Source organism: Pseudomonas sp. TH39(2020), assembly GCF_016650715.1.
GTDB classification, from domain to species: domain Bacteria; phylum Pseudomonadota; class Gammaproteobacteria; order Pseudomonadales; family Pseudomonadaceae; genus Aquipseudomonas; species Aquipseudomonas mandelii_C.
Genome location: NZ_JAEKFF010000003.1, coordinates 243,690 through 264,252, shown reverse-complemented (window position 1 = coordinate 264,252; position 20,563 = coordinate 243,690). Strand labels below are relative to the sequence as shown.

Here is a 20,563-nt window from a genome sequence, read left to right as displayed (position 1 = left end):
GACAAATCCTCCTTATTTGGCGGCCATGCGCAAGGCGCCGTCGAGACGGATCACCTCGCCATTGAGCATGCTGTTTTCAATGATATGCCTGACCAGCCCGGCATACTCGCCTGGTTTGCCCAGACGCGGCGGAAATGGCACGCCAGCCGCCAGCGACGCGCGGACTTCCGGGGTCATGCCGGCCATCATCGGGGTTTCGAAAATGCCGGGGGCGATGGTCATCACGCGGATGCCGAAGCGCGCCAGTTCACGGGCGGCGGGCAAGGTCAGGCTGACGATCGCGCCTTTGGAGGCGGCATACGCGGCCTGGCCGATCTGGCCGTCATAGGCTGCAACCGAGGCGGTGTTGATGATCACGCCGCGCTCGCCGTCAGCATCTGCTTCGGTTTCGGCAATCGCCGCAGCGGCCAGGCGCAGCATGTTGAAACTGCCGATCAGGTTGACGTTGATCACCTGGCTGAAATTGGCCAACACGTGTGGGCCGTTCTTGCCGAGGATCTTCTCACCGCGCACGATGCCGGCGCAGTTGACCAGACCATTGAGGCCACCGAAGGCTTTGACCGTCGCCTGGACGGCGGCTTCGGCCGCGGCCTCGTTACTGATATCCGCCACCACGCTTTGCGCGCCGAGCCGTTCAGCCTGGGCCGCAACGGCTTCGGCGTTCATGTCCACCAGCATCACTTTGGCACCCGCCGCGACCAGCATTTCAGCGGTGGCCGCACCGAGGCCGGATGCACCGCCGGTGACGAGAAAAACCTTGTTTTCGATCTGCATCATTGTTTCCTTGGATTCAAGCTGAAACGTTCTTCGCGGCGGCCTCTTGAGCCTTGGCGATTTCCTGGTTGCGCAAGATAAAGCGCTGCAATTTGCCGCTAGGGGTTTTCGGCAATTCGCTGACAAATTCGATTTCACGGGGGTACGAGTGCGCGGCCAGCCGCTTGCGTACGTGTTGGCGCAGTTCTTCGGCCAGTTCCGGCGCTGCGCGGTATTGCGGGCTAAGCACAACGAAGGCTTTGACCAGTTCGGTGCGTTCCGGATCGGGTTTGCCGACCACGGCCGCTTCGACCACTGCGGGGTGTTCGATCAACGCGCTTTCCACGTCGAACGGACCGACGCGATAACCGGAGGTGGTGATCACGTCGTCGCTGCGACCGACGAAGCTGATGCTGCCGTCCGGGTTCCACTCGACGGTGTCGCCGCTCAAGTAATAGTTGCCGACGAAGGCCTTGGTCGGTGCGCCTTCGTAACCGGCGAACCAGCACATCGGCGATTGGGTGCGATCGATGGCCAGAATGCCCGGCTGACCGACGCCGAGTTCTTTGTACTCGTCATCCAGCACCACGATGCGGTGGCCGGGCGAGGCGAAACCGGCGGCACCCATGTGGATCGGATGCTCCAGGCCGTGGTGATTGCACAGCACCATGCCCAGTTCGGTCTGGCCATAGTGGTCGTGAATGACCACGCCGAGGTTGTCGGCGAACCAGCGGATCACTTCCGGGTTCAGTGGCTCGCCGGCGCTGCTGACGATGCGCAGCTTGCCCTTGATCGACTTGGCAAATTCGTCGCCACCGGCGATCAACAGGCGATAGGCCGTCGGTGAGCCGGTGAGGTTGGTGATGCCGTATTTGTTGATCACCCGGCAGGTGCTTTCGAGGGTGAACGGGCCATCGTAAAAGGTGATCGGATGCCCCATCGCCATGGGACCTGTGACACCGAAATAGATGCCGTAGGCCCAACCCGGATCGGCGACGTTCCAGAAAGCGTCTTCAGGACGCAAGTCCACGGCGTCACGGGTGTAGCTCTGGAACGCGACGATGGCCTTGAGCGGAACGGACAGCGCTTTCGACGGACCGGTGGTGCCCGAAGTGAACATCAGCAGGAACGGGTCTTCGCCCGTCAGCAGGACCGGTTCGCACTCAGAAGAATAATTGGCCAGTTCGGCCCAGAAGCTGTAATCGCCGCGGACGATGCCTTGGCCTTTGGGGCCGGCGACGGTGACGATGGTCGGGCAGTCGGCGACTTCAGAGAGTTTGGAACGATTGCCCGCGTCGGTGACCACCACTTTGGCCCCGGAGGAGCTGAGGCGGTGTTCGATGGCTTTCGGGCCGAATGCCGTGAACAGCGGCTGGTAGACCGCGCCGATGCGCCAGGTGGCGAATACGGTGATCAGCAATTCGATGTTACGTGGCAGGAGACCGGCAACCTTGTCGCCTTTTTTCACGCCTTGGGCCAGCAGGAAGTTGGCTAAACGCGCAGCTTTGTCCTGCAAGTCGCTGAAGGTGTAAGTCGCGCTGGCGCCATCGCGACCTTCCCAGAACAGCGCGATGCGCCCCGGCAAGGCATGCCGGTCGCAACACTCGACACAGGCGTTGAGGGCAGTCAAATCGCCCGCGAGTGCGGCGTCGACGGTGTGCTGATAATTGAACTGTGATGTAGCAGACAAATAATCGCGCATTGCCAGAATCCCTTTGTATTTTTATTAGGCTTGGGGAACCTTGAATAACAGGGAAATACTCGCTCTGCGGGGGCGCGGGACAATGGTCAAAGCTATCAAGTTGCGTGACTGGTTTGGCCAAGATCCGAGAGGTGTGGCGCCTGCTCGCGAAGAGGCCCGCGGCATTACTGCCCAATCCGGATCAGTGCGCTTCGTTGAGGATCAGGCTGCGGTAATGCCCGGGATTTGACCCCGACCACTTGCGAAACGCCTTGTAGAACGAGCTGGTATCGGCAAACCCCAGCCTCGCAGCGATCTCGGCGAAGCTGATGGTCGGTTCTGCCAGCCAGACAATCGCCAGCTCCTTGCGCACGCTGTCCTTGAGCCCCTGGTAAGTCTGGCCCTCTTCGGCCAGGCGCCGACGCAGGGTGGAAGCCGACATGCACAGCTGTTGCGCCAGGGGTTCGGTTTCCGGCCAGTGCTCGGCGGGCAGTTGCCGCAAATCGTGCTTGATCCGGCTGGCCAGGCTCTCCGGGTCCCGGTACTTGACCAGAATATTGGCCGGCGCATGGGCCAGGAAACGCTTGAGTTCTTCCGGGCTGCGCTTGATCGGCAAGTCCAGGCACTCGGCGGAGAAAATCATCCGCGTGCGCGGCCGGTCGAAACGCAGGTTCTCGGAGAACATCACCTGATAGTCATCGCAGAAGTCAGGCTCCGGGCAGCGCAACTCGATGGCCAGGATCGGAATCCGCCGCCCCGCCAGCCAGCAGGCGACGCCATGCACGATCATCCAATAAGTGAAATAAGTGAAGGCGCGGCGCGGGTCCTGATCGTCTTCGAGCAGCACAATTTCCGCCAGGCTTTGCTGACGAACCAACTGCGCCGGCAGGTGTTCGAGCATCAACGACAAAAAGCTCAAACCCGAGGTCAGGCCGGCGGCCAGGCTCGGCTGGACCATAGAGCAACGGCAAAGAAACTCCAGGCTGCCGGATTTGAGTTTGCGCGGGTCCATGCCAAAAAACTCATCGTCCCCACGTCGTGCCAGTAAACGCCACAGACGCGCATAAGCTGTGGCCGGGACGCGTGCATCGCTGCTGTCGAGCAGTGCCGGATCGATGCCGACTTTGCTCATTACCTCGTCAGTGGCGGCTCCCGGGGCGCAACTTTGCAACAGTGCTTCACGCACCAGTTGAATGGAGATGGTGTCTTTTTCCGACATTGAGCGATGTGAGCCTTGTTATTTGACTGCCGGCATCTTAGCGCAGAACCCTGTGGGAGCGACGGTGCGGCGATCCGACCTGCTCGCGAAGGCATTTTGGCGGGCGACGCACCTACCCCGCCATGCTCACAAAATCCGATAGAGCAATCGCTCGATCCGCACCCGACTCACGCGCTTGAGAAACTTCGCCACCCCCGCCGGGTATTCCAGCAGCGTTTCCAGTTCCTGGTAACGCTCGATGCGGCGGGTGTTCTCGAAAATCTCCGCCAGCTCTTTACGACGCGGCTCCAGCAGTTCGCCTTTCGGATCATCAATCAGCAAGGCGTTTTCCAGATCGAGACGGAACGCCCGCGGGTTGAGGTTGTTGCCGGTCAGCAAGGTGTAGCGTTGATCGATCCACATGCCCTTGAGGTGATAGGTGTTGTCGCCGTCACGCCACAGATGCAGGTTCAACTGGCCGCTGTCGACGCTGCGATGATGACGCTTGGCGAAACGCCGCAGACTGATCTCGTAAAGGTACGGCAACGCCGAAATCACCTTGAACGGTTCGCTCGGCGGGATGTAGAAGTCGTTGGCCGTCTTGTCGCCGACAATGATGTCGATCTTCACGCCCCGCGCCAGTGCCCGGTTGATTTCCCGGGTGACGGGCAGCGGCAGGTTGAAGTATGGCGTGCAGATGGTCAGTTGATGCTGAGCGCTGGCGATCAATTCGCAAATCACTCGACTCAACGGGTTGTTCTTGCCGACACCGAGCAATGGGCTGACCGACAAACCGTCCTTTTCCGTGGTGCCTGTCGTGGTGTCGTATGCCGCGTGCTTGAGGCGGCTGCGCAAGTCGCCGATGTCGTTGCGCAGGCTGCGGGTGGTCGGCAGGTTCGGCAAATCGAGACGATGCACTGCTTTGGAAGCGATCAGACCGTGCTGGACCAGGTGCTGCATCGAATCGGCCAGCGCGCTGTTATTTAGCAGGTGATAACGGTCGTAGCGGTACTTGTCGAATTTGTGCAGGTAAACGTTGTTCAGGCTCGCGCCGCTGTAGATCACACAGTCATCGATCACGAAGCCTTTCAAATGCAGCACGCCAAACAGCTCACGGGTCTGCACGGGAACGCCGTACACCGGCACTTCACTGGCATGAGTGCGGGTGGTTTCCTGGTACCAGGCTGAGTTGCCCGGCTGCTTGCCGGCGCCGATCAAGCCGCGCTGGGCGCGCAACCAGTCAACGACCACCACCACGTCCAGTTCCGGACGCGCCAGTTTGGCCGCGTGCAAGGCATCGAGAATTTCCTGGCCGGCTTCATCCTGTTGCAGATAAAGCGCGACGATATAGATGCGCCGGGTGGCGCTGGCGATTTTTTCCAGCAGGCAACGGCGGTACTCGGCAGCGCCGGAAAGAATGGTGACGGCATCGGCGGCCAGCGGAAAACTGCGCAGTTTGGGCAGCAGAGAGCGTTTGAAAAGCGACGGCATAAGGCTCGCAAAAAGGTCGAATCCGAAGAACCCGAGAGCTTACACCATGGATTGCCTTGGGTCTTGTGAGTGTCTGTAAAGGCCCCTTCACGAGCAGGCTCGTTCCCACATTGAAATGCATTCCCCTGTGGGAGCGGGCTTGCTCGCGAAGGGGCCTATACAGACGACGAAAATATCTGCTTGACCACGGAGAACGATCGTTCTACTGTGCGCCACATGAACGAAATGACCAGCAACGACACACGCGACATCATTCTGGATGTCACCGAAAAGTTGATCTACAAAAGTGGCATCGCTGCCACCGGGATGGATCTTCTGGTGAAAACCGCCGGCGTCTCCAGAAAAAGTATCTACCGCTACTTCGCCAACAAGGAGGAGCTCACCGTCGCGGCCCTGCAACGCCGTGATGTGCGCTGGATGCGCTGGTACAGAAGCGAAGTCGACCAGGCTGAAACACCGGTCGACCGGCTGCTCAACCTGTTTACCGTACTCAAGGCCTGGTTCGCCTCCGAAGGCTTCCGTGGCTGTGCATTCATCAACACCAGCGGCGAAACCGGCGACCCGCAAGACCCGGTTCGCCTGGTTGCCAAAGACCACAAACAGAAGCTGCTCGACTACGTGCGCGAGCTCTGCACCGAACATGGCGCCACAGACCCGGAGAAGCTGGCCAAACAGCTGCTGATCCTGATCGACGGTGCCATTACCGTGGCGTTTGTCATGGGTGATCACAGTGCCGCCGATAATGCGCAATGCATGGCGCGAAAGTTATTGGACCTGTAACACTTTAATCAAGCCCGACAACTTGCTAGAACTTTACTTTGATAGGGAGACTATGAATGTCTAATGCCGAAGTTCGTCCGCCATTGCCACCATTCACCCGTGAATCGGCCATCGAAAAAGTACGCTTGGCCGAAGACGGCTGGAACTCCCGCGACCCGGAACGGGTGTCGCTGGCCTACACCCTGGACACCAAATGGCGCAACCGCGCCGAGTTCGCCTACAACCGCGAAGAAGCCAAAGGTTTCCTGACGCGCAAATGGGCCAAGGAACTGGATTACCGTCTGATCAAAGAACTTTGGGCCTTTACCGGCAACCGCATCGCCGTGCGTTATGCCTACGAATGGCACGACGACTCGGGCAACTGGTTCCGTTCCTACGGCAACGAAAACTGGGAGTTCGACGAGAACGGTTTGATGGCCAATCGGTTTGCCAGCATCAACGACATGCCGATCAAGGTAAGCGACCGCAAGTTCCACTGGCCGCTGGGCCGTCGCCCGGATGATCATCCAGGCTTGTCCGACCTGGGCCTGTAACTTCACCGAGATCCAATGTGGAACGAGCCTGCTCGCGATAGCGGACTATCAGTCAACATTGATGTTGAATTTGTTGACGCCATCGCGAGCAGGCTCACTCCTACAGGGGTTTGGGGTGTTCAGGCGACCGCGGTTTGCAGTTTCACCTGCGCTTTTGCTTCCAGTTCACGCACCAACGGCAACACCCGCTTGCCGAAATACTCCACCTCTTCCTGGAAGTGCAGAAACCCCGCCAACACCAGGTCCACGCCCACCGCTTTCAGCGCAACGATCCGCTCGGCAATCTGCTGCGGCGTGCCGATCAGGTTGGTCTTGAAACCATCGTTGTACTGCACCAGATCCTCGAACGTTGACTTGGCCCAGTTACCCTCACCCTCAGGTGACGCCCTGCCCGCCTGCTTCGCGGCATCGCCAAACGCATTCACCGCCTCCGGGTCCGCCTGATCGATGATTTGCGCCAGCACGGCTCGCGCTTCTTCTTCGGTGTCGCGGGCAATGACAAACGCGTTCACGCCGACTTTCACCGAATGATTGTTCACCGCCGCCTTGGCGCGAATGTCATCGACCTGGGCCTTGATGCCTTCCGGGGTGTTGCCGTTGGTGAAGTACCAGTCTGAAACCCGCGCCGCCATGTCCCGAGCCGCGCGAGAACTGCCACCCTGGAAGATTTCCGGCTGACCCAGTGGTTTCGGTTTGAGGCTGTAGTTGTCGAAGCGGTAGAAGTCGCCGCGAAAGCTAAAGTTGTCCTGGCTCCAGATGCCCTTCAGCGAGCGGATGAATTCTTCGGAGCGGCGATAACGCTCGTCGTGTTCCAGCCAGTGTTCGCCAATCGCCTGGAATTCACCCTTGAACCAGCCACTGACAATGTTCACCGCCACCCGGCCGTTAGTCAGCTGGTCGATGGTTGCCAATTGCTTGGCCGCCAGCGCCGGTTGCCAAGGGCCGGGCAGGATGGCGGCGATCACTTTCAGTCGGGTGGTGGCGGCCAGCAGCGCATGGCTGAAGGCGACGGATTCGTGCTGGTACTCGGCACCGTAACCGGCGGTGAAGCGGATCTGCGTCAGGGCGTATTCAAACCCCGCCTCTTCGGCCAGTTGCGCCAGTTTGCGGTTGTAGTCGATGCCCCAGTGGGTGCGTTGCTCGATCTTGCTGACCACCAGCCCGCCGCTGACGTTCGGCACCCAGTAGGCAAATTTGACGGCTTGCTGACTCATTGGCATGTCCTCGGGACTTTAGGGATGTCCTAAGGCAAGAGCAGCAACCGTGCCAGCGCGCAAACCGCGGATTAACGGGACATTCACAATGGTGTGCTGTGAGCGATCAGGGCGATTTGCTGATGGACTGTTGGCGGAGCAACAGTTGGACGCGATTGAGCGGCGACTTCACGGCGTAAATCCTGGCCGCGCGCTCCCGGCATGGACCGTGCAATCCCCTTGGCGGGCAACTTTTTTTAGCCGAGCCCAGGAGCCGTCCCATGACCGAACACCAGGTAATCAATCCCCTGTCCATTGGCACCGACTATGAAGCGCTGGCCGCAAGGTTCCGGCCGATTTTCCAACGCATCGCCGCCGGTGCCGTTGAGCGCGAACAGTCCCGCAGGCTTCCGTACGAACCGATTCAGTGGCTCAAGGACGCCGGTTTCGGCGCCGTACGGATTCCGGTTGAATACGGCGGTGGCGGCGCCTCCCTGCCACAACTGTTTGAGCTGCTGATCGAATTGGCCGAAGCCGATTCCAACGTGCCTCAGGCCTTGCGCGGGCACTTCGCCTTTGCCGAGGATCGCTTGAACTCGGCGCCCGGGCCGGCGCGGGATCTGTGGTTCAAGCGCTTCGTAGACGGTGACATCGCCGGCAATGCCTGGACCGAAATCGGCAGCGTGGCGATTGGCGATGTCATCACTAAAGTCTCGCCTCACGGCGATCAGTGGAGGCTCAACGGCGAGAAGTTCTACAGCACCGGCAGCCTGTTTTCCGACTGGATCGACGTGTACGCGCAACGCAGCGACACCGGCGGCGACGTGATTGCCGCGGTCCGAACCCGCCAACCGGGCATCGTGCAGAGCGACGACTGGGACGGTTTCGGCCAGCGCACCACCGGCAGTGGCACTTCACGGTTTATCGATGCCGACGTGGAGGCCGAGAACATCATCGACTTCGCCACCCGCTTCAAATACCAGACCGCGTTTTATCAGTTGGTGCTGCTGGCAACCCTGGCCGGGATCGGTCGTGCGGCGTTGCGCGATGTGGCTCATCAGGTGCGTGAACGCAAACGCATCTACAGCCATGGCAATGCGCAGCATGTCAGCCAGGATTCGCAGGTGCAGCAAGTGGTCGGTGAAATCGCGGCACTGGTGTATGCGGCCGAGGCGAGCGCCTTGAGGGCTGCACAACCGGCGCAGCGGGCTTATCTGGCGCGCTTCTCGGGTGATGAGGCCTTGGAGCAAGAAACGAATGTCGCGGCGGAAATCGAATCGGCCAAGGCTCAGGTGGTGGTGTCGGAGCTGATCCAGCGAGCGACCTCGCAACTGTTCAACGCACTGGGGGCTTCGGATACTCGCGTGGGTAAATCGCTGGACCGGCACTGGCGCAATGCGCGGACGGTGTCGTCGCACAATCCGGTGATCTACAAGGCGCGGATTGTCGGGGACTGGGCGATCAACGGGACCGAGCCACCGTTTGTGTGGCAGATCGGCAATGGGCCACAGCCAAAGTGATGTGTTGTTTGGGCTGACGCCATCGCGAGCAGGCTCGCTCCCACATTGATCTGTGCAACGCCGCAAATCCCCTGTGGGAGCGAGCCTGCTCGCGAAGAGGCCAGACAGGTCGCCGCTAGAGTTGGATATAGGTAAGATATCGGCCCTTCCCCGCAGCCCCGTTCTGCACCCCGCCGAATAAGCCGATTCCATGCCTTTCGAACTCAGTGTTGACCTCACCACCCTGGCCATTCTGGCCCTCGTCGCTTTCATTGCCGGTTTCATCGACGCCATTGCCGGCGGCGGCGGTCTGTTGACCACCCCGGCGCTGCTGACCGCTGGCCTGCCGCCGCATCTGGTGTTGGGCACCAACAAACTCAGTTCGACGTTTGGCTCGGCCACCGCCAGTTTCACCTTCTACCGACGCAAGCTGTTCCATCCCAAGCAATGGATGCACGCCATTGTCGGCACGCTGGTGGGCGCGTTGACCGGTGCCGTGGTCGCTCACTACCTGCCGGCCGAATGGCTGAACAAGATGCTCCCGGTGATCGTTTTCGGCTGCGGCGTCTATCTGTTGTTTGGCGGCACGCCGAAAGCACCGCTGGACAGCGACGCACCGATCAAGAAAAAGTGGCAATCGACCCAAGGCTTCGGCCTCGGGTTTTACGACGGCGTGGCCGGTCCCGGCACGGGTGCGTTCTGGACCGTCAGCACGATGCTGATGTACCCCATCGACCTGGTGAAGGCCAGCGGCGTGGCGCGCAGCATGAACTTCGTCAGCAACATTGCGGCGCTGTCGGTGTTCGTGTTTTCCGGGCAGGTGGACTGGATCATCGGCCTGAGCATGGGCCTGTCGGTGATGGTCGGGGCATTTTTTGGGGCTCGCACCGCCATCAGCGGCGGTGCGAAGTTCATTCGCCCGGTGTTCATCACCGTGGTACTGGGCTTGACCGTGCGGTTAGCCTGGCAACACTGGTTCAGCGTGGCCTAAGCGGCGCGCTACATAGACGTCGATCAGGTAACGGGCAATCGATTTTGACGCCGGCAACGGCGGCAGCCCATGAACGTTGAACCACTGGGCGTCTTCGATCTCGTCTTCCTGACACACAATCTCGCCACCGGCGTATTCGGCATGGAAACCCAGCATCATCGAATGCGGGAACGGCCAGCACTGGCTGCCCATGTACTGGATGTTCTTGACCTCGATCTGCACTTCTTCACGGACCTCGCGAATCAGGCAGTCTTCGGCGGACTCGCCCGGTTCGGCAAACCCTGCCAACGTGCTGTAGACCCCGGTGACAAAGCGCGGCGAACGCGCCAGCAGGACTTCATCGCCCCGGGTTACCAGTACGATCATGCTCGGCGAAATGCGCGGGTAGCTGCGTAAATCACACGGCTCGCAATACATCGCCCGTTCCCGGGTCACCTGGGTCATCGCCTGCCCGCAGTTACCGCAAAAGCGGTGTTCGCGGGCCCAGGTGCCGATTTGCGCGGCATAACCGAGCACCTTGTAAACCGTATGGTCGCCTTCGAGCATGAAAGCCCGTAGCCCCTTCCAGTTGCAGCCCGGCACGTCGCTGTGACTGCGCAGCTCCAGCAAATAGACCGGTTCGCCGTCCAGGTGACCGATGCCATGTTCGGCAAGGATCGACAGGTCCTGACGCTTGAGCCATTCACGCGGGAACAGCGCGCCATTGTCATCGAACAAAAAGCCTTCGGGGCTGCGCGCTACCGCCCAGCCGCCGGGTTGGTCGGTGTCCAGTACTGCAGTGGTCCAGCGTGAAGTCATTTTTAATCAGTCCAGAAATTCGGGTTTCTGTTTGCTCATATGGGCGGCCATGGCCACGCGCAGATCGGTGGATTGCAGCATGGCGGCGTTCCAGGTGGCGACGTATTCGAGGCCGTCATCGATGCGATGGTCGCGCATGTAGCTGATCATCTCTTTGGTGCCGGTGATCGCAATCGGTGACTTGCTGGCGATTTCGCGGGCTATGCCCATGACACCGTCGAGCAGGCTGGCGGTGTCGCTGTAAACGCGATTGACCAGGCCCATGCCACGCGCTTCTTCGGCACCGAACGTGCGACCAGTGTAAGCCAGTTCACGCAGCATGCCGTCACCGATGATCCGCGGCAAGCGTTGCAAAGTGCCAACGTCGGCCGCCATGCCGATGTCGATTTCCTTGATCGAGAATTGCGCATCTTCGGCGGCGTAACGCATGTCGCAAGCCGAAATCAAATCAATGGCGCCCCCCAGACAATAACCCTGAACCGCAGCCAGTACCGGCTTGCGGCAATTGTCGACGGCATTGAATGACGCTTGCAGGGCGAGGATCTTGCGGCGCAGCAGGCGCGCGTTGCGCCCCACGTCCTTGCCCAGTTCATTGGCCACGCCGGCCAGCATCATCAGGTCGATGCCGGAGGAAAAATGCTTGCCTGCACCACTGAGCACCACCACCCGGACTTCGTCAGTGTCGTCGACCCACTGGAAAATCTCGATGATCTCGCTCCAGAACGCGGCATTCATCGAATTGATCTTTTCCGGCCGGTTGATCTGAACATGGGCGATTTTATCGGCCAGTTCGACGGTGAACGCAGTGTACTGAGACATGGCAGTGATCCTTTACCGGCAGAAAATGAGGCCCGAACTATACCAAGGCATCAGGGCCGGCCGTAAGGCAGCGGTTAAGCCAAAGACGGGACTTGCCAGCTGCGCACCACAACAGTGCGCGAGCATTGCCGCGCTTCGCACATTCATGTGACATCTCGAATATTTTTTGAGGCAAAAAGGTAAAAAAACATGCCCTTCGTCGGTGCGTTCCTCCCTCCAAGCGGTACGTCCGTACCTCTTTAAACCGATTGTCGAACAATTTTGCCATCTGGCCTCCCCCGCTCTAAGTTCTGGCCTAGACTCAGTTCCGCGGGTCGAAACCGGCCGGTCACAAAGCGGAAAGAAAGTCGAAACTTTTGCCGGTCGTGACGGGTCAGGTTAAAGGGAGGTGCGTTGCGACTGGTGCAATCCTTGCAACGATCTCTACAGCCATTCTGCTTCATCGTATTGGAAGCGCTTGCTCACCGATGCGTAGCGCGTTTGCGCCCGGCCACAGGAATTGGCCACGAAACACCGTTTGTGCCAGACCTAAGAATTAGATCAACAACACGGGAGATTCATATGATCAGTGCGGCTTTAGATATTCAGGGAGAACGTGCTCATCAGCAGGTCGGCGAAACGAGCGCCGTGAGCGCCCCCAGTCACCAATCGATCAGCGTCCCCGGCACCAAGACGCTGGTACCGGTGGCCAGTCAGAATCCCAACAAGAAAAAAGTGCTGTTCGTCACCTCGGAGATCGCCGATCTGGTGAAAACCGGTGGTCTGGGCGACGTTTCCGCAGCGCTGCCGCGAGCCATGGCTCACTTGCACGATGTGCGCGTGTTGATCCCCGGTTACCCGCAAGTGCTGCACAGCGAAAACCCGATTCATATCATTGGTGAGCTCGGTGGTCACGCCGCGTTGCCCCCCTGCAAGATCGGGCGCATGGACATGCCCGACGGTCTGGTCATTTATGTGTTGATTTGCCCCGAGCTCTACGAGCGCGAGGGTTCGCCTTACGGTGCCAACAACGGCCGCGACTGGCCGGACAATCACATCCGTTTCGCCCGCCTGGGCCTGGCAGCCGCCGACATCGCCGCCAATCTTGCACAAATTCACTGGTGCCCGGACCTGGTGCATGCCCATGACTGGCCGGCCGGTCTGGCACCCGCTTACATGCACTGGCGTGGACAGCGCACCCCGACGCTGTTCACCATTCATAACCTCGCCTACCAGGGCGTGACCAGTCTTGGCTCGTGCCCGGAACTGGGTATTCCCCTGCATGCCTTGCAACAGGAAGGCATGGAGTTCTACGGCAAGATGTCGTTCCTCAAGGCCGGCATGGCTTATTCGAGCCACATCACCACCGTCAGCGCCACCTATGCCCAGGAAATCACCACCCCGGCCTTCGGCTGCGGTCTCGACGGTTTTCTTTCCGCCAAGACCCAGCAAGGTCTGCTCAGTGGTATTCCCAACGGCATCGATGAAAGCTGGGACGCGGCCACCGACCCGCACCTGTTCTGCCCCTTCAAAATTGGCGATTGGGAAGGCAAAGCGGTCAACGCCGCCCACGTGCGTGACCTGTTCGGCCTGGAAGATTCCGACGGTCCGCTGTTCGCCGTGGTTTCGCGACTGGTCTATCAGAAAGGCCTGGACCTGACCGAAGCCGTCTCCGAGTACATCGTCAAGTCTGGCGGGCAGATCGCGATCATCGGTCGTGGCGAGCCGGAAGAAGAACAAGCCATGCGTGAACTGGCCCTGCGCTTTCCAGGCCAGATCGGCGTGCGCATCGGTTTCAACGAGACCGACGCCCGTCGCATGTTCGCCGGCAGTGACTTCCTGCTGATGCCTTCGCGTTACGAGCCTTGCGGGCTGAGCCAGATGTACGCTCAGCGCTTCGGTTCGTTGCCGGTGGCACGCAACACCGGGGGTTTGGCCGACACCATTGAAAACGGCGTGACCGGTTTCCTGTTCGACGAATCCACGGCCGAAAGTTACGAGGAAGCCCTGAGCCGGGCCTTCAAGGTATTTGCCTTCCCCGACCTGCTCAATGCCATGCGCTGCCGGGCCATGGCCGCGCCTTTCAACTGGTGCAAGGCGGTCGAACCGTACGCCGAACTCTACGAAAAACTGGTGACCAAGGCGCTGGGTAAATCGGGCAAACATTAAGAGGTTTTCAAAGATGCCGTTACGGACCCTTGAGACCTGGCCCCACGGCGCAGTCATGCTGGACGCAGAGCACACGCGTTTTGCCTTGTGGGCGCCAGATGCGTTTTACGTCAGTGTCGAACTGGAAGATGGACAGTCCTTGCCACTCCTGCCCCAGGCAGATGGCTGGTTCGTGATCAACACCCGCTGCCCCGCCGGCACGCGTTACCGCTACAACATCGACGGTGAGCTGGAGGTGCCCGACCCGGCCTCCCGCGCACAGGCCGGCGATATTGACCGCCACAGCGTGGTGGTCGATCCGCTTGCGTATCAATGGCAACACAGCGCCTGGCTCGGGCGGCCGTGGAATGAGGCGGTGATCTACGAATTGCACGTCGGTGCGCTCGGCGGCTTCAGCGAAGTCGAGCAGCACCTGGTGCGCCTCGTGGAGCTGGGCATCAGCGCGATCGAATTGATGCCGCTGGCGCAGTTCCCCGGTGACCGCAATTGGGGTTACGACGGGGTTCTGCCCTACGCGCCCCAAGCCTCCTACGGCACTCCCGAACAACTCAAACACCTGATCGACACCGCCCACGGCCATGGCCTGGCGGTGATTCTCGACGTGGTCTACAACCACTTCGGCCCGGACGGCAATTACCTGCATCGCTACGCCAAGGGCTTCTTCCGCGAAGACAAGCACACCCCCTGGGGTGCGGCCATCGACTTCCGGCGGCGCGAGGTGCGGGACTTCTTCATCGACAATGCGTTGATGTGGTTGCTGGAGTACCGCTTCGATGGTTTGCGCCTGGACGCGGTGCATGCCATCGAAGACCCGGACTTTCTTCAGGAACTGGCGCAAAAGGTTCGCCAGCAAACCGATCCGGGCAGGCATGTGTGGCTGACCGTTGAGAACGAACACAACCAGGCCAGTCTGCTGGAAGAAGGCTTCGACGCGCAGTGGAACGACGACGGCCACAATGCCTTGCACGTGCTGCTGACCGGCGAAACCGACGCCTATTACGCCGACTACGCGCAAAACCCGACTGAACAACTGGCTCGCTGCCTGAGCCAGGGTTTTGTGTTTCAGGGCCACGTGACCCGCCACGGTACAACCCGCGGTGAGCCCAGCGGTCACTTGCCGCCCAGTGCTTTCGTGCTGTTTCTGCAAAACCACGACCAGATCGGCAACCGCGCCTTGGGCGAACGATTGCATCAACTGGCCAACCCCGACGCGCTCAAGGCAGCCACCGCTTTACTGCTGTTGTCACCGATGATCCCGCTGATGTTCATGGGCGACGAGTTCGCCGCCGAGCAACCGTTCCTGTTCTTCACCAGCCATCACGGTGAACTCGCGGAGCTGGTGCGCGAGGGACGACGTAACGAGTTTGCCGCCTTCAGCGCGTTTGCTGATCCGCACAAACGCGAGCAGATTCCCGACCCGAACGCGCGCCAGACCTTCGAGGCTTCACGCCCCGAGCTGACATCAACCCGAAAGTCCGCCATGCACGACCTGTATCGCCAGCTGTTGCAGATCCGCCATCAGCAGATCATTCCCCGCCTGCCCGGTGCTCAAGCACTGGGCGCCGAGGTGCTGGCCACAGGCGCAGTAACGGCGCGCTGGCGACTGGGCGATGGCAGTCAGCTGCGCATTGACCTGAACCTCAGCGACACACCTGTGGTCCACTCCCCACAGACCGACGCTTCGTTGTTGTTGTTCGAATACCCGCCACAGTCAGCCGGTCTGTTGGATCAGGGCACACTTGCCCCGTATTGCGCGTTAGTCAGCCTCACGGCCGCAGCCCCTTTGCTACCCCCGGATGGAGAGCGCCAATGAGCGATGCGCAACTGGAAATACTGGCCAGCCGAGCTGGCCTGGCAGTCGACTGGATCGACGCCAACGGCCGCCCACAAAAAGTCGCTCCATCGGTGTTGCGTAACGTCCTCACCGGACTCGGCCACCCGGCCGGCAGCGCTCAGGAAATCGACGCCAGCCTGCTGGAACTGCAACAGGTGCAACAGACCCGACACTTGCCGCCGCTGCTGACCGCAGACTTCGGTGTCGGCCTCAGCCTGGCGCATTACTTTGAGCCCGAAACACCGTGCGAAATCCACCTTGAAGATGGCTCGCGACTTCATTTGAAACTGGATGCCGAGGCGATACTGCCCGGCCTGGTCCCGGTCGGTTATCAACACGTCAGCATCGACGGACAGGAATTTACGCTGGCCGTTGCACCGGCTCGCTGCTACAGCGTCGGCGATGCCGTCGACAGCCCGATCCCGCGCGCCTGGGGCCTGAGCGTGCAGTTGTACTCGCTGCGTCGTCCGGGCGATGGCGGTTTCGGCGATACCCAGGCGCTGGAAGACCTTGCCCGAGTCGCCGGCGAACGCGGTGCCGAAGCACTGGCGATCAGTCCGCTGCATGCGATGTTCGGCAGCGACACCCAGCGTTACAGCCCGTACTCGCCTTCCAGCCGTTTGTTTCTCAACAGCTTGTATGCCGCACCGGGCGCCATCCTGGGTGATCGAGCATTGCGGAGCGCGATAGATGCAACCGGCCTGGCGGCAGAACTCAAGCATCTTGAAGCCTCGCCGTTGATTGATTGGCCGGTGGCGGCCGAAGCCAAACATCGTCTGTTGCAGGCGTTGTACGAAGGCTTTGTGCAGGGCGAACACCCGTTGCATGCCGACTTCAGCAGCTTCCGCCACGCCGCTGGCGAAGCCCTGGAAAACCACTGCCGCTTTGAAGCCATTCAAGAGGCCCGCGCCGCCAAGGGTGAAAGTCTCGACTGGCGGCATTGGCCCGAGCAATGGCAAAACCCGCGCAGCGCGGCCCTCGCCGAATTCGCCGAAGAAAACGCCGGGCGCATCGGCTTCTTTGCCTTCTGCCAATGGCTGATCACACGCTGCCTGGAACGCGCACAAACCGCCGCCCGCAGCGCCGGCATGAGCATTGGCCTGATCGCCGATCTGGCGGTGGGTGCCGATGGCGGTGGCAGTCAGGCCTGGAGTCGTCAGGACGAATTGCTCGCCTCGCTGACCGTGGGTGCACCACCGGACATTCTCAACCGCACCGGTCAGGGCTGGGGGATTTCTGCGTTCTCTCCCGAAGGTCTGGTGCGTAATGGCTTTCGTGCCTTCATCGAAATGCTCCGGGCCAATTTTGCCCACGCCGGTGGCCTGCGCATCGATCACGTCATGGGCCTGCAACGGCTGTGGGTGATCCCCAATGACGCGTCACCCGCCGACGGCGCCTACCTCTATTACCCGGTGGACGACCTGCTGCGTTTGCTGACCCTCGAGTCCCATCGTCATCAAGCCATCGTCCTCGGTGAAGACCTCGGCACCGTAGCGGATGGTCTGCGAGAAAAGCTCATCGCCCGCTCGATCCTCGGCATGCGGGTGCTGCTGTTCGAACAGGACAACGCCCACTTCAAACCGATTCTCGACTGGCCGGACAACGCTCTCGCCACCACCAGCACCCATGACCTGCCGACACTCAATGGGTGGTGGCATGGTCGCGATATCGACTGGAACGCCCGTCTGGGCCTGGTTGACGCCCCGGGTGAAATCGAATGGCGCCACCACCGTGAACGCGAGCGTGAAGGCCTGCGTCGGGTGTTGAGCGAGGACCCGCAGAACTTTCGCGAAGAGTCCCACGAAACTGATCAGGTGCTCGACGCCGCGATACGTTTCCTCGGTCATACCCGTGCGCCGCTGGTGTTGCTGCCGCTGGAAGATGCCCTGGGCATCGAGCAGCAAGCCAACTTGCCCGGCACCACCGACACACACCCCAACTGGTCCCGACGCCTGCCTGGCGACAGTGAAACCTTGCTCGATGACCAGGACGCCGCCCGGCGCCTGGAACTGCTCGCCTGTGCGCGGCTTCAGGCGGCCGAGCGTGACCAATGAAGCAAACGCTTATCCAACCGCTACGGGCCACCCTGCGGCTGCAGTTCCATAAAGACTTCACGCTGGACGACGCGGTGCCGCTGGTGCCGTACTTCGCCAGCCTCGGCATCAGTCATGTGTATGCATCACCACTGCTGAGTGCCCGCGCCGGTTCCATGCATGGCTACGACGTCGTGGACCCGACCACGGTCAACCCGGAGCTGGGCGGCGAAGCGGCGCTGCGGCGTTTGGTCAGCGCATTGCGCGAGCTGAACATGGGACTGATCCTCGACGTCGTCTCCAACCACATGGCCGTCGGCGGTGACGATAATCCCTGGTGGCAGGATTTGCTGGAATGGGGACGCCTGAGTCCTTACGGCGAGTTCTTCGATATCCAGTGGCATTCGCCCGACCCGTTGATGGAAGGCCAGTTGCTGTTGCCCTTCCTCGGCAGCGACTACGGCATCGCCTTGCAGGACGGCACCCTGCCCCTGCGCTTCGATGCGCACAAGGGCGCGTTTTATGTCGAGCACTATGAGCATCACTTCCCGATCTGCCCGACCCATTACGGCGAACTGCTCAGAACCGATGACCCGCTGAGCGCCGAATCGCTCAAGTCGCTGGCAGACCGTTTCAGCACCTTGAGCTACCAGACCGACGCCCACAGTCTGGCGATGCCGCTTAAAACAGAGTTGCGTGAACTGGCCAGCGATCCGGCAATTCTGCAGGCCATCCAGCAAAACCTCAGCGCTTACGACTCGCTCACCACCGAAGGTTTCCAGCGCCTGCACCAGTTGCTTGAACAGCAAAGCTATCGCCTGGCCAGTTGGCGCACGGCGGCAGATGACATCAACTGGCGGCGTTTTTTCGATATCAACGAACTGGGCGGCCTGCGGGTCGAACGCCCGGCCGTGTTCGAAGCCACCCACGCGAAAATCTTCGAGCTGGTTGCCGAAGGCCTGGTTGACGGTCTGCGCATCGACCACATCGACGGCCTCGCTGACCCTCGGGGTTACTGCCGCAAACTGCGGCGGCGGGTCGACAGCCTGTCGCCGGATCGGCACCTGCCGATCTACGTCGAGAAGATCCTCGGCGAAGGTGAAACCCTGCACCGTGACTGGTCGGTGGATGGCACCACCGGTTACGAGTTCATGAATCAGCTGTCGCTGCTGCAACACGCACCCGAAGGCGCCGACACTTTGGCCGAACTGTGGAATCGTTACAGCGAACGGCCCGCCGATTTCCGTCAGGAAGCGCAACTGGCCCGCCAGCAGATCCTCAACGGCTCCCTCGCCGGAGACTTCGAAAGCGTCGCCCAGGCCCTGTTGCAAGTGGCCCGGGATGACCTGATGACCCGCGACCTGACCCTGGGCGCGATTCGTCGGGCGTTGCAGGAACTGATCGTGCATTTCCCGGTGTACCGCACCTACATCAGCCCCCGTGGGCGGTCGGCTGAAGACGATGTGTTTTTCCAGCAAGCCATGGACGGTGCCAGGCAAACCCTCGGCGAGGCCGACTGGCCAGTGCTCGATTGCCTGGCCCGCTGGCTCGGTGGTGAATCATGGCGCAAACGCCCGTTGGGCCGGCCGCGCAAGATGCTCAAGCATGCCTGTGTGCGTTTTCAGCAACTGACTTCCCCGGCGGCGGCGAAGGCTGTGGAGGACACCGCGTTCTATCGCTCGGCGACATTGTTGTCGCGCAATGACGTGGGCTTCAGCACCGAACAGTTCAGCGCGCCGGTGGCCGATTTCCATGCGGCTTGCCTCAACCGTCTCGACGAGTTCCCCGATAATTTGCTGGCCACCGCGACCCACGACCACAAGCGCGGCGAAGACACCCGCGCGCGCCTGGCGGTGCTGAGTGAGCGCAGTGCCTGGTACGCCGAGCAAGTCCCGCTCTGGAGGACCCTCGCCCGCCCCCTGCGCGACGACGACCAGATGCCGACTGCGGGCGATGAGTTGATCCTCTATCAAGCGATCCTCGGCAGCTGGCCGCTGGATTTGCGCAGTGACGATCAAGCAGCGCTGGAGAACTACACTCAACGGGTGTGGCAGTGGCAACAGAAAGCCTTGCGCGAAGCCAAGTTGCAAAGCAGCTGGAGCGCGCCGAACGAGGCTTACGAACAAGCGGTTCAGCAATTCCTGCAACGTCTGCTTCTGAGCCCCGAAGGTGAACTGTTACGCGCTGCGCTCAGCAAAGCGGCCAAGAGCATCGCCGTCCCCGGCGCACTCAATGGGTTGGCGCAAACCTTGCTGCGCATGACCGTGCCGGGGGTGCCAGATCTTTATCAGGGCAACGAGTACTGGGACTTCTCGCTGGTCGATCCGGACAACCGCCGGCCGGTGGATTACGCCAGCCGTCAGCAGTCGATGCAGACGCCATTGGCACTGCCCGAGCTGTTGGCTGACTGGCGGGACGGGCGCATTAAACAAGCGCTGATCGCTCAGGTGTTGAACCTGCGGCTCGAGCACACCGAGCTGTTTCGGCGAGGGACGTATCAAGCCCTTGAAGTCGTCGGCAGCCAGGCTCACCGGGTGCTCGCATTTGCTCGCTCGCTGGAAGGAAAACGCGCCATCGTGATCGTGCCGATACGCTGCGCCGAACTGCTGAAAAACAGTGCCGAACCCCGGATTGACGCGCCGCTGTGGGGCGATACACGGGTCAAATTACCGTTCACCGTCCCTGATGAAAATTTGAAGGGACTTTTTTCAAGCACAGCAGTCACACCCCAAAGGGAGCTGAACATCAGCGCCGCGCTAGGGGATTTCCCAATCAATGTTTTTATCCAAACTACCCCTTGAGTTCAGTTCAG

15 protein-coding genes are annotated in these 20,563 nt (G+C 60.8%); 8 read left to right on the top strand and 7 right to left on the bottom strand.

Annotated features, from left to right (window positions below; all coding sequences use genetic code 11):
* Positions 1-12: 12 nt before the first annotated feature.
* From JFU47_RS03605 to pssA, 4 genes are all read right to left on the bottom strand, one after another.
* Positions 13-774 (bottom strand): SDR family NAD(P)-dependent oxidoreductase, encoded by a 762-nt coding sequence (locus JFU47_RS03605; RefSeq protein WP_140894979.1) that lies wholly within the window; start codon positions 772-774, stop codon positions 13-15.
* A 16-nt stretch (positions 775-790) separates the two neighbouring features.
* A complete protein-coding gene (locus tag JFU47_RS03600) occupies positions 791-2,455 on the bottom strand; it encodes an AMP-binding protein (protein WP_201180963.1) in 1,665 nt (554 codons plus the stop codon).
* 181 nt (positions 2,456-2,636) lie between these two features.
* Entirely contained in the window at positions 2,637-3,653 is a 1,017-nt protein-coding gene (locus JFU47_RS03595; protein ID WP_201180961.1) for an AraC family transcriptional regulator, read from the bottom strand.
* Between the two features lie 126 nt (positions 3,654-3,779).
* Positions 3,780-5,123 carry a CDP-diacylglycerol--serine O-phosphatidyltransferase gene (pssA, locus tag JFU47_RS03590; protein WP_140678929.1) on the bottom strand — a complete coding sequence of 448 codons (1,344 nt, stop codon included), beginning with the start codon at positions 5,121-5,123 and terminating at the stop codon, positions 3,780-3,782.
* Positions 5,124-5,339: 216 nt separating this feature from the next.
* On the opposite strand from pssA, the gene JFU47_RS03585 reads away from it, so the two are divergent.
* Together JFU47_RS03585 and JFU47_RS03580 are read left to right on the top strand one after the other, a co-directional pair.
* On the top strand, positions 5,340-5,903 hold the full coding sequence (locus tag JFU47_RS03585) for a TetR/AcrR family transcriptional regulator (RefSeq protein ID WP_201180959.1): 564 nt from the start codon (positions 5,340-5,342) through the stop codon (positions 5,901-5,903).
* 56 nt (positions 5,904-5,959) lie between these two features.
* Positions 5,960-6,436, top strand: a complete 477-nt coding sequence (locus JFU47_RS03580; protein ID WP_201180957.1) for a nuclear transport factor 2 family protein — start codon at positions 5,960-5,962, stop codon at positions 6,434-6,436.
* 119 nt (positions 6,437-6,555) lie between these two features.
* Here the strand turns inward: JFU47_RS03580 and sfnG are convergent, their stop codons facing one another.
* A complete protein-coding gene (sfnG, locus tag JFU47_RS03575) occupies positions 6,556-7,650 on the bottom strand; it encodes a dimethylsulfone monooxygenase SfnG (protein ID WP_446739627.1) in 1,095 nt (364 codons plus the stop codon).
* Positions 7,651-7,910: 260 nt separating this feature from the next.
* On the opposite strand from sfnG, the gene JFU47_RS03570 reads away from it, so the two are divergent.
* Together JFU47_RS03570 and JFU47_RS03565 are read left to right on the top strand one after the other, a co-directional pair.
* Positions 7,911-9,149, top strand: a complete 1,239-nt coding sequence (locus JFU47_RS03570; RefSeq protein ID WP_201180947.1) for an acyl-CoA dehydrogenase family protein — start codon at positions 7,911-7,913, stop codon at positions 9,147-9,149.
* Positions 9,150-9,339: 190 nt separating this feature from the next.
* The gene (locus JFU47_RS03565; protein WP_140678939.1) at positions 9,340-10,119 is read left to right on the top strand and encodes a TSUP family transporter; all 780 of its coding nucleotides are present in this window, start codon (positions 9,340-9,342) and stop codon (positions 10,117-10,119) included.
* Here JFU47_RS03565 and nudC read toward each other — a convergent pair.
* Both nudC and JFU47_RS03555 read right to left on the bottom strand, forming a co-directional pair.
* Positions 10,087-10,917 carry an NAD(+) diphosphatase gene (nudC, locus tag JFU47_RS03560; RefSeq protein ID WP_201180945.1) on the bottom strand — a complete coding sequence of 277 codons (831 nt, stop codon included), beginning with the start codon at positions 10,915-10,917 and terminating at the stop codon, positions 10,087-10,089. The two genes, JFU47_RS03565 and nudC, sit on opposite strands and share 33 nt — an antisense overlap.
* Positions 10,918-10,923: 6 nt before the next feature.
* A complete protein-coding gene (locus tag JFU47_RS03555; protein WP_201180943.1) occupies positions 10,924-11,736 on the bottom strand; it encodes a crotonase/enoyl-CoA hydratase family protein in 813 nt (270 codons plus the stop codon).
* A 561-nt stretch (positions 11,737-12,297) separates the two neighbouring features.
* Between JFU47_RS03555 and glgA the strand changes: the two genes are divergently transcribed.
* Genes glgA through JFU47_RS03535 form a run of 4 tightly spaced genes read left to right on the top strand, consistent with a single transcriptional unit; the run spans position 12,298 to position 20,552 of the window.
* Positions 12,298-13,884 carry a glycogen synthase GlgA gene (glgA, locus tag JFU47_RS03550; RefSeq protein WP_201180940.1) on the top strand — a complete coding sequence of 529 codons (1,587 nt, stop codon included), beginning with the start codon at positions 12,298-12,300 and terminating at the stop codon, positions 13,882-13,884.
* A 13-nt stretch (positions 13,885-13,897) separates the two neighbouring features.
* Complete coding sequence (gene treZ, locus JFU47_RS03545; protein WP_201180938.1) at positions 13,898-15,697, top strand: malto-oligosyltrehalose trehalohydrolase; 1,800 nt, start codon at positions 13,898-13,900, stop codon at positions 15,695-15,697.
* A complete protein-coding gene (malQ, locus tag JFU47_RS03540) occupies positions 15,694-17,772 on the top strand; it encodes a 4-alpha-glucanotransferase (protein WP_201180924.1) in 2,079 nt (692 codons plus the stop codon). The genes treZ and malQ overlap by 4 nt, the downstream gene beginning before the upstream one ends.
* The gene (locus tag JFU47_RS03535; protein ID WP_201180922.1) at positions 17,769-20,552 is read left to right on the top strand and encodes a malto-oligosyltrehalose synthase; all 2,784 of its coding nucleotides are present in this window, start codon (positions 17,769-17,771) and stop codon (positions 20,550-20,552) included. The genes malQ and JFU47_RS03535 overlap by 4 nt, the downstream gene beginning before the upstream one ends.
* The last annotated feature ends 11 nt before the right edge of the window (positions 20,553-20,563 follow it).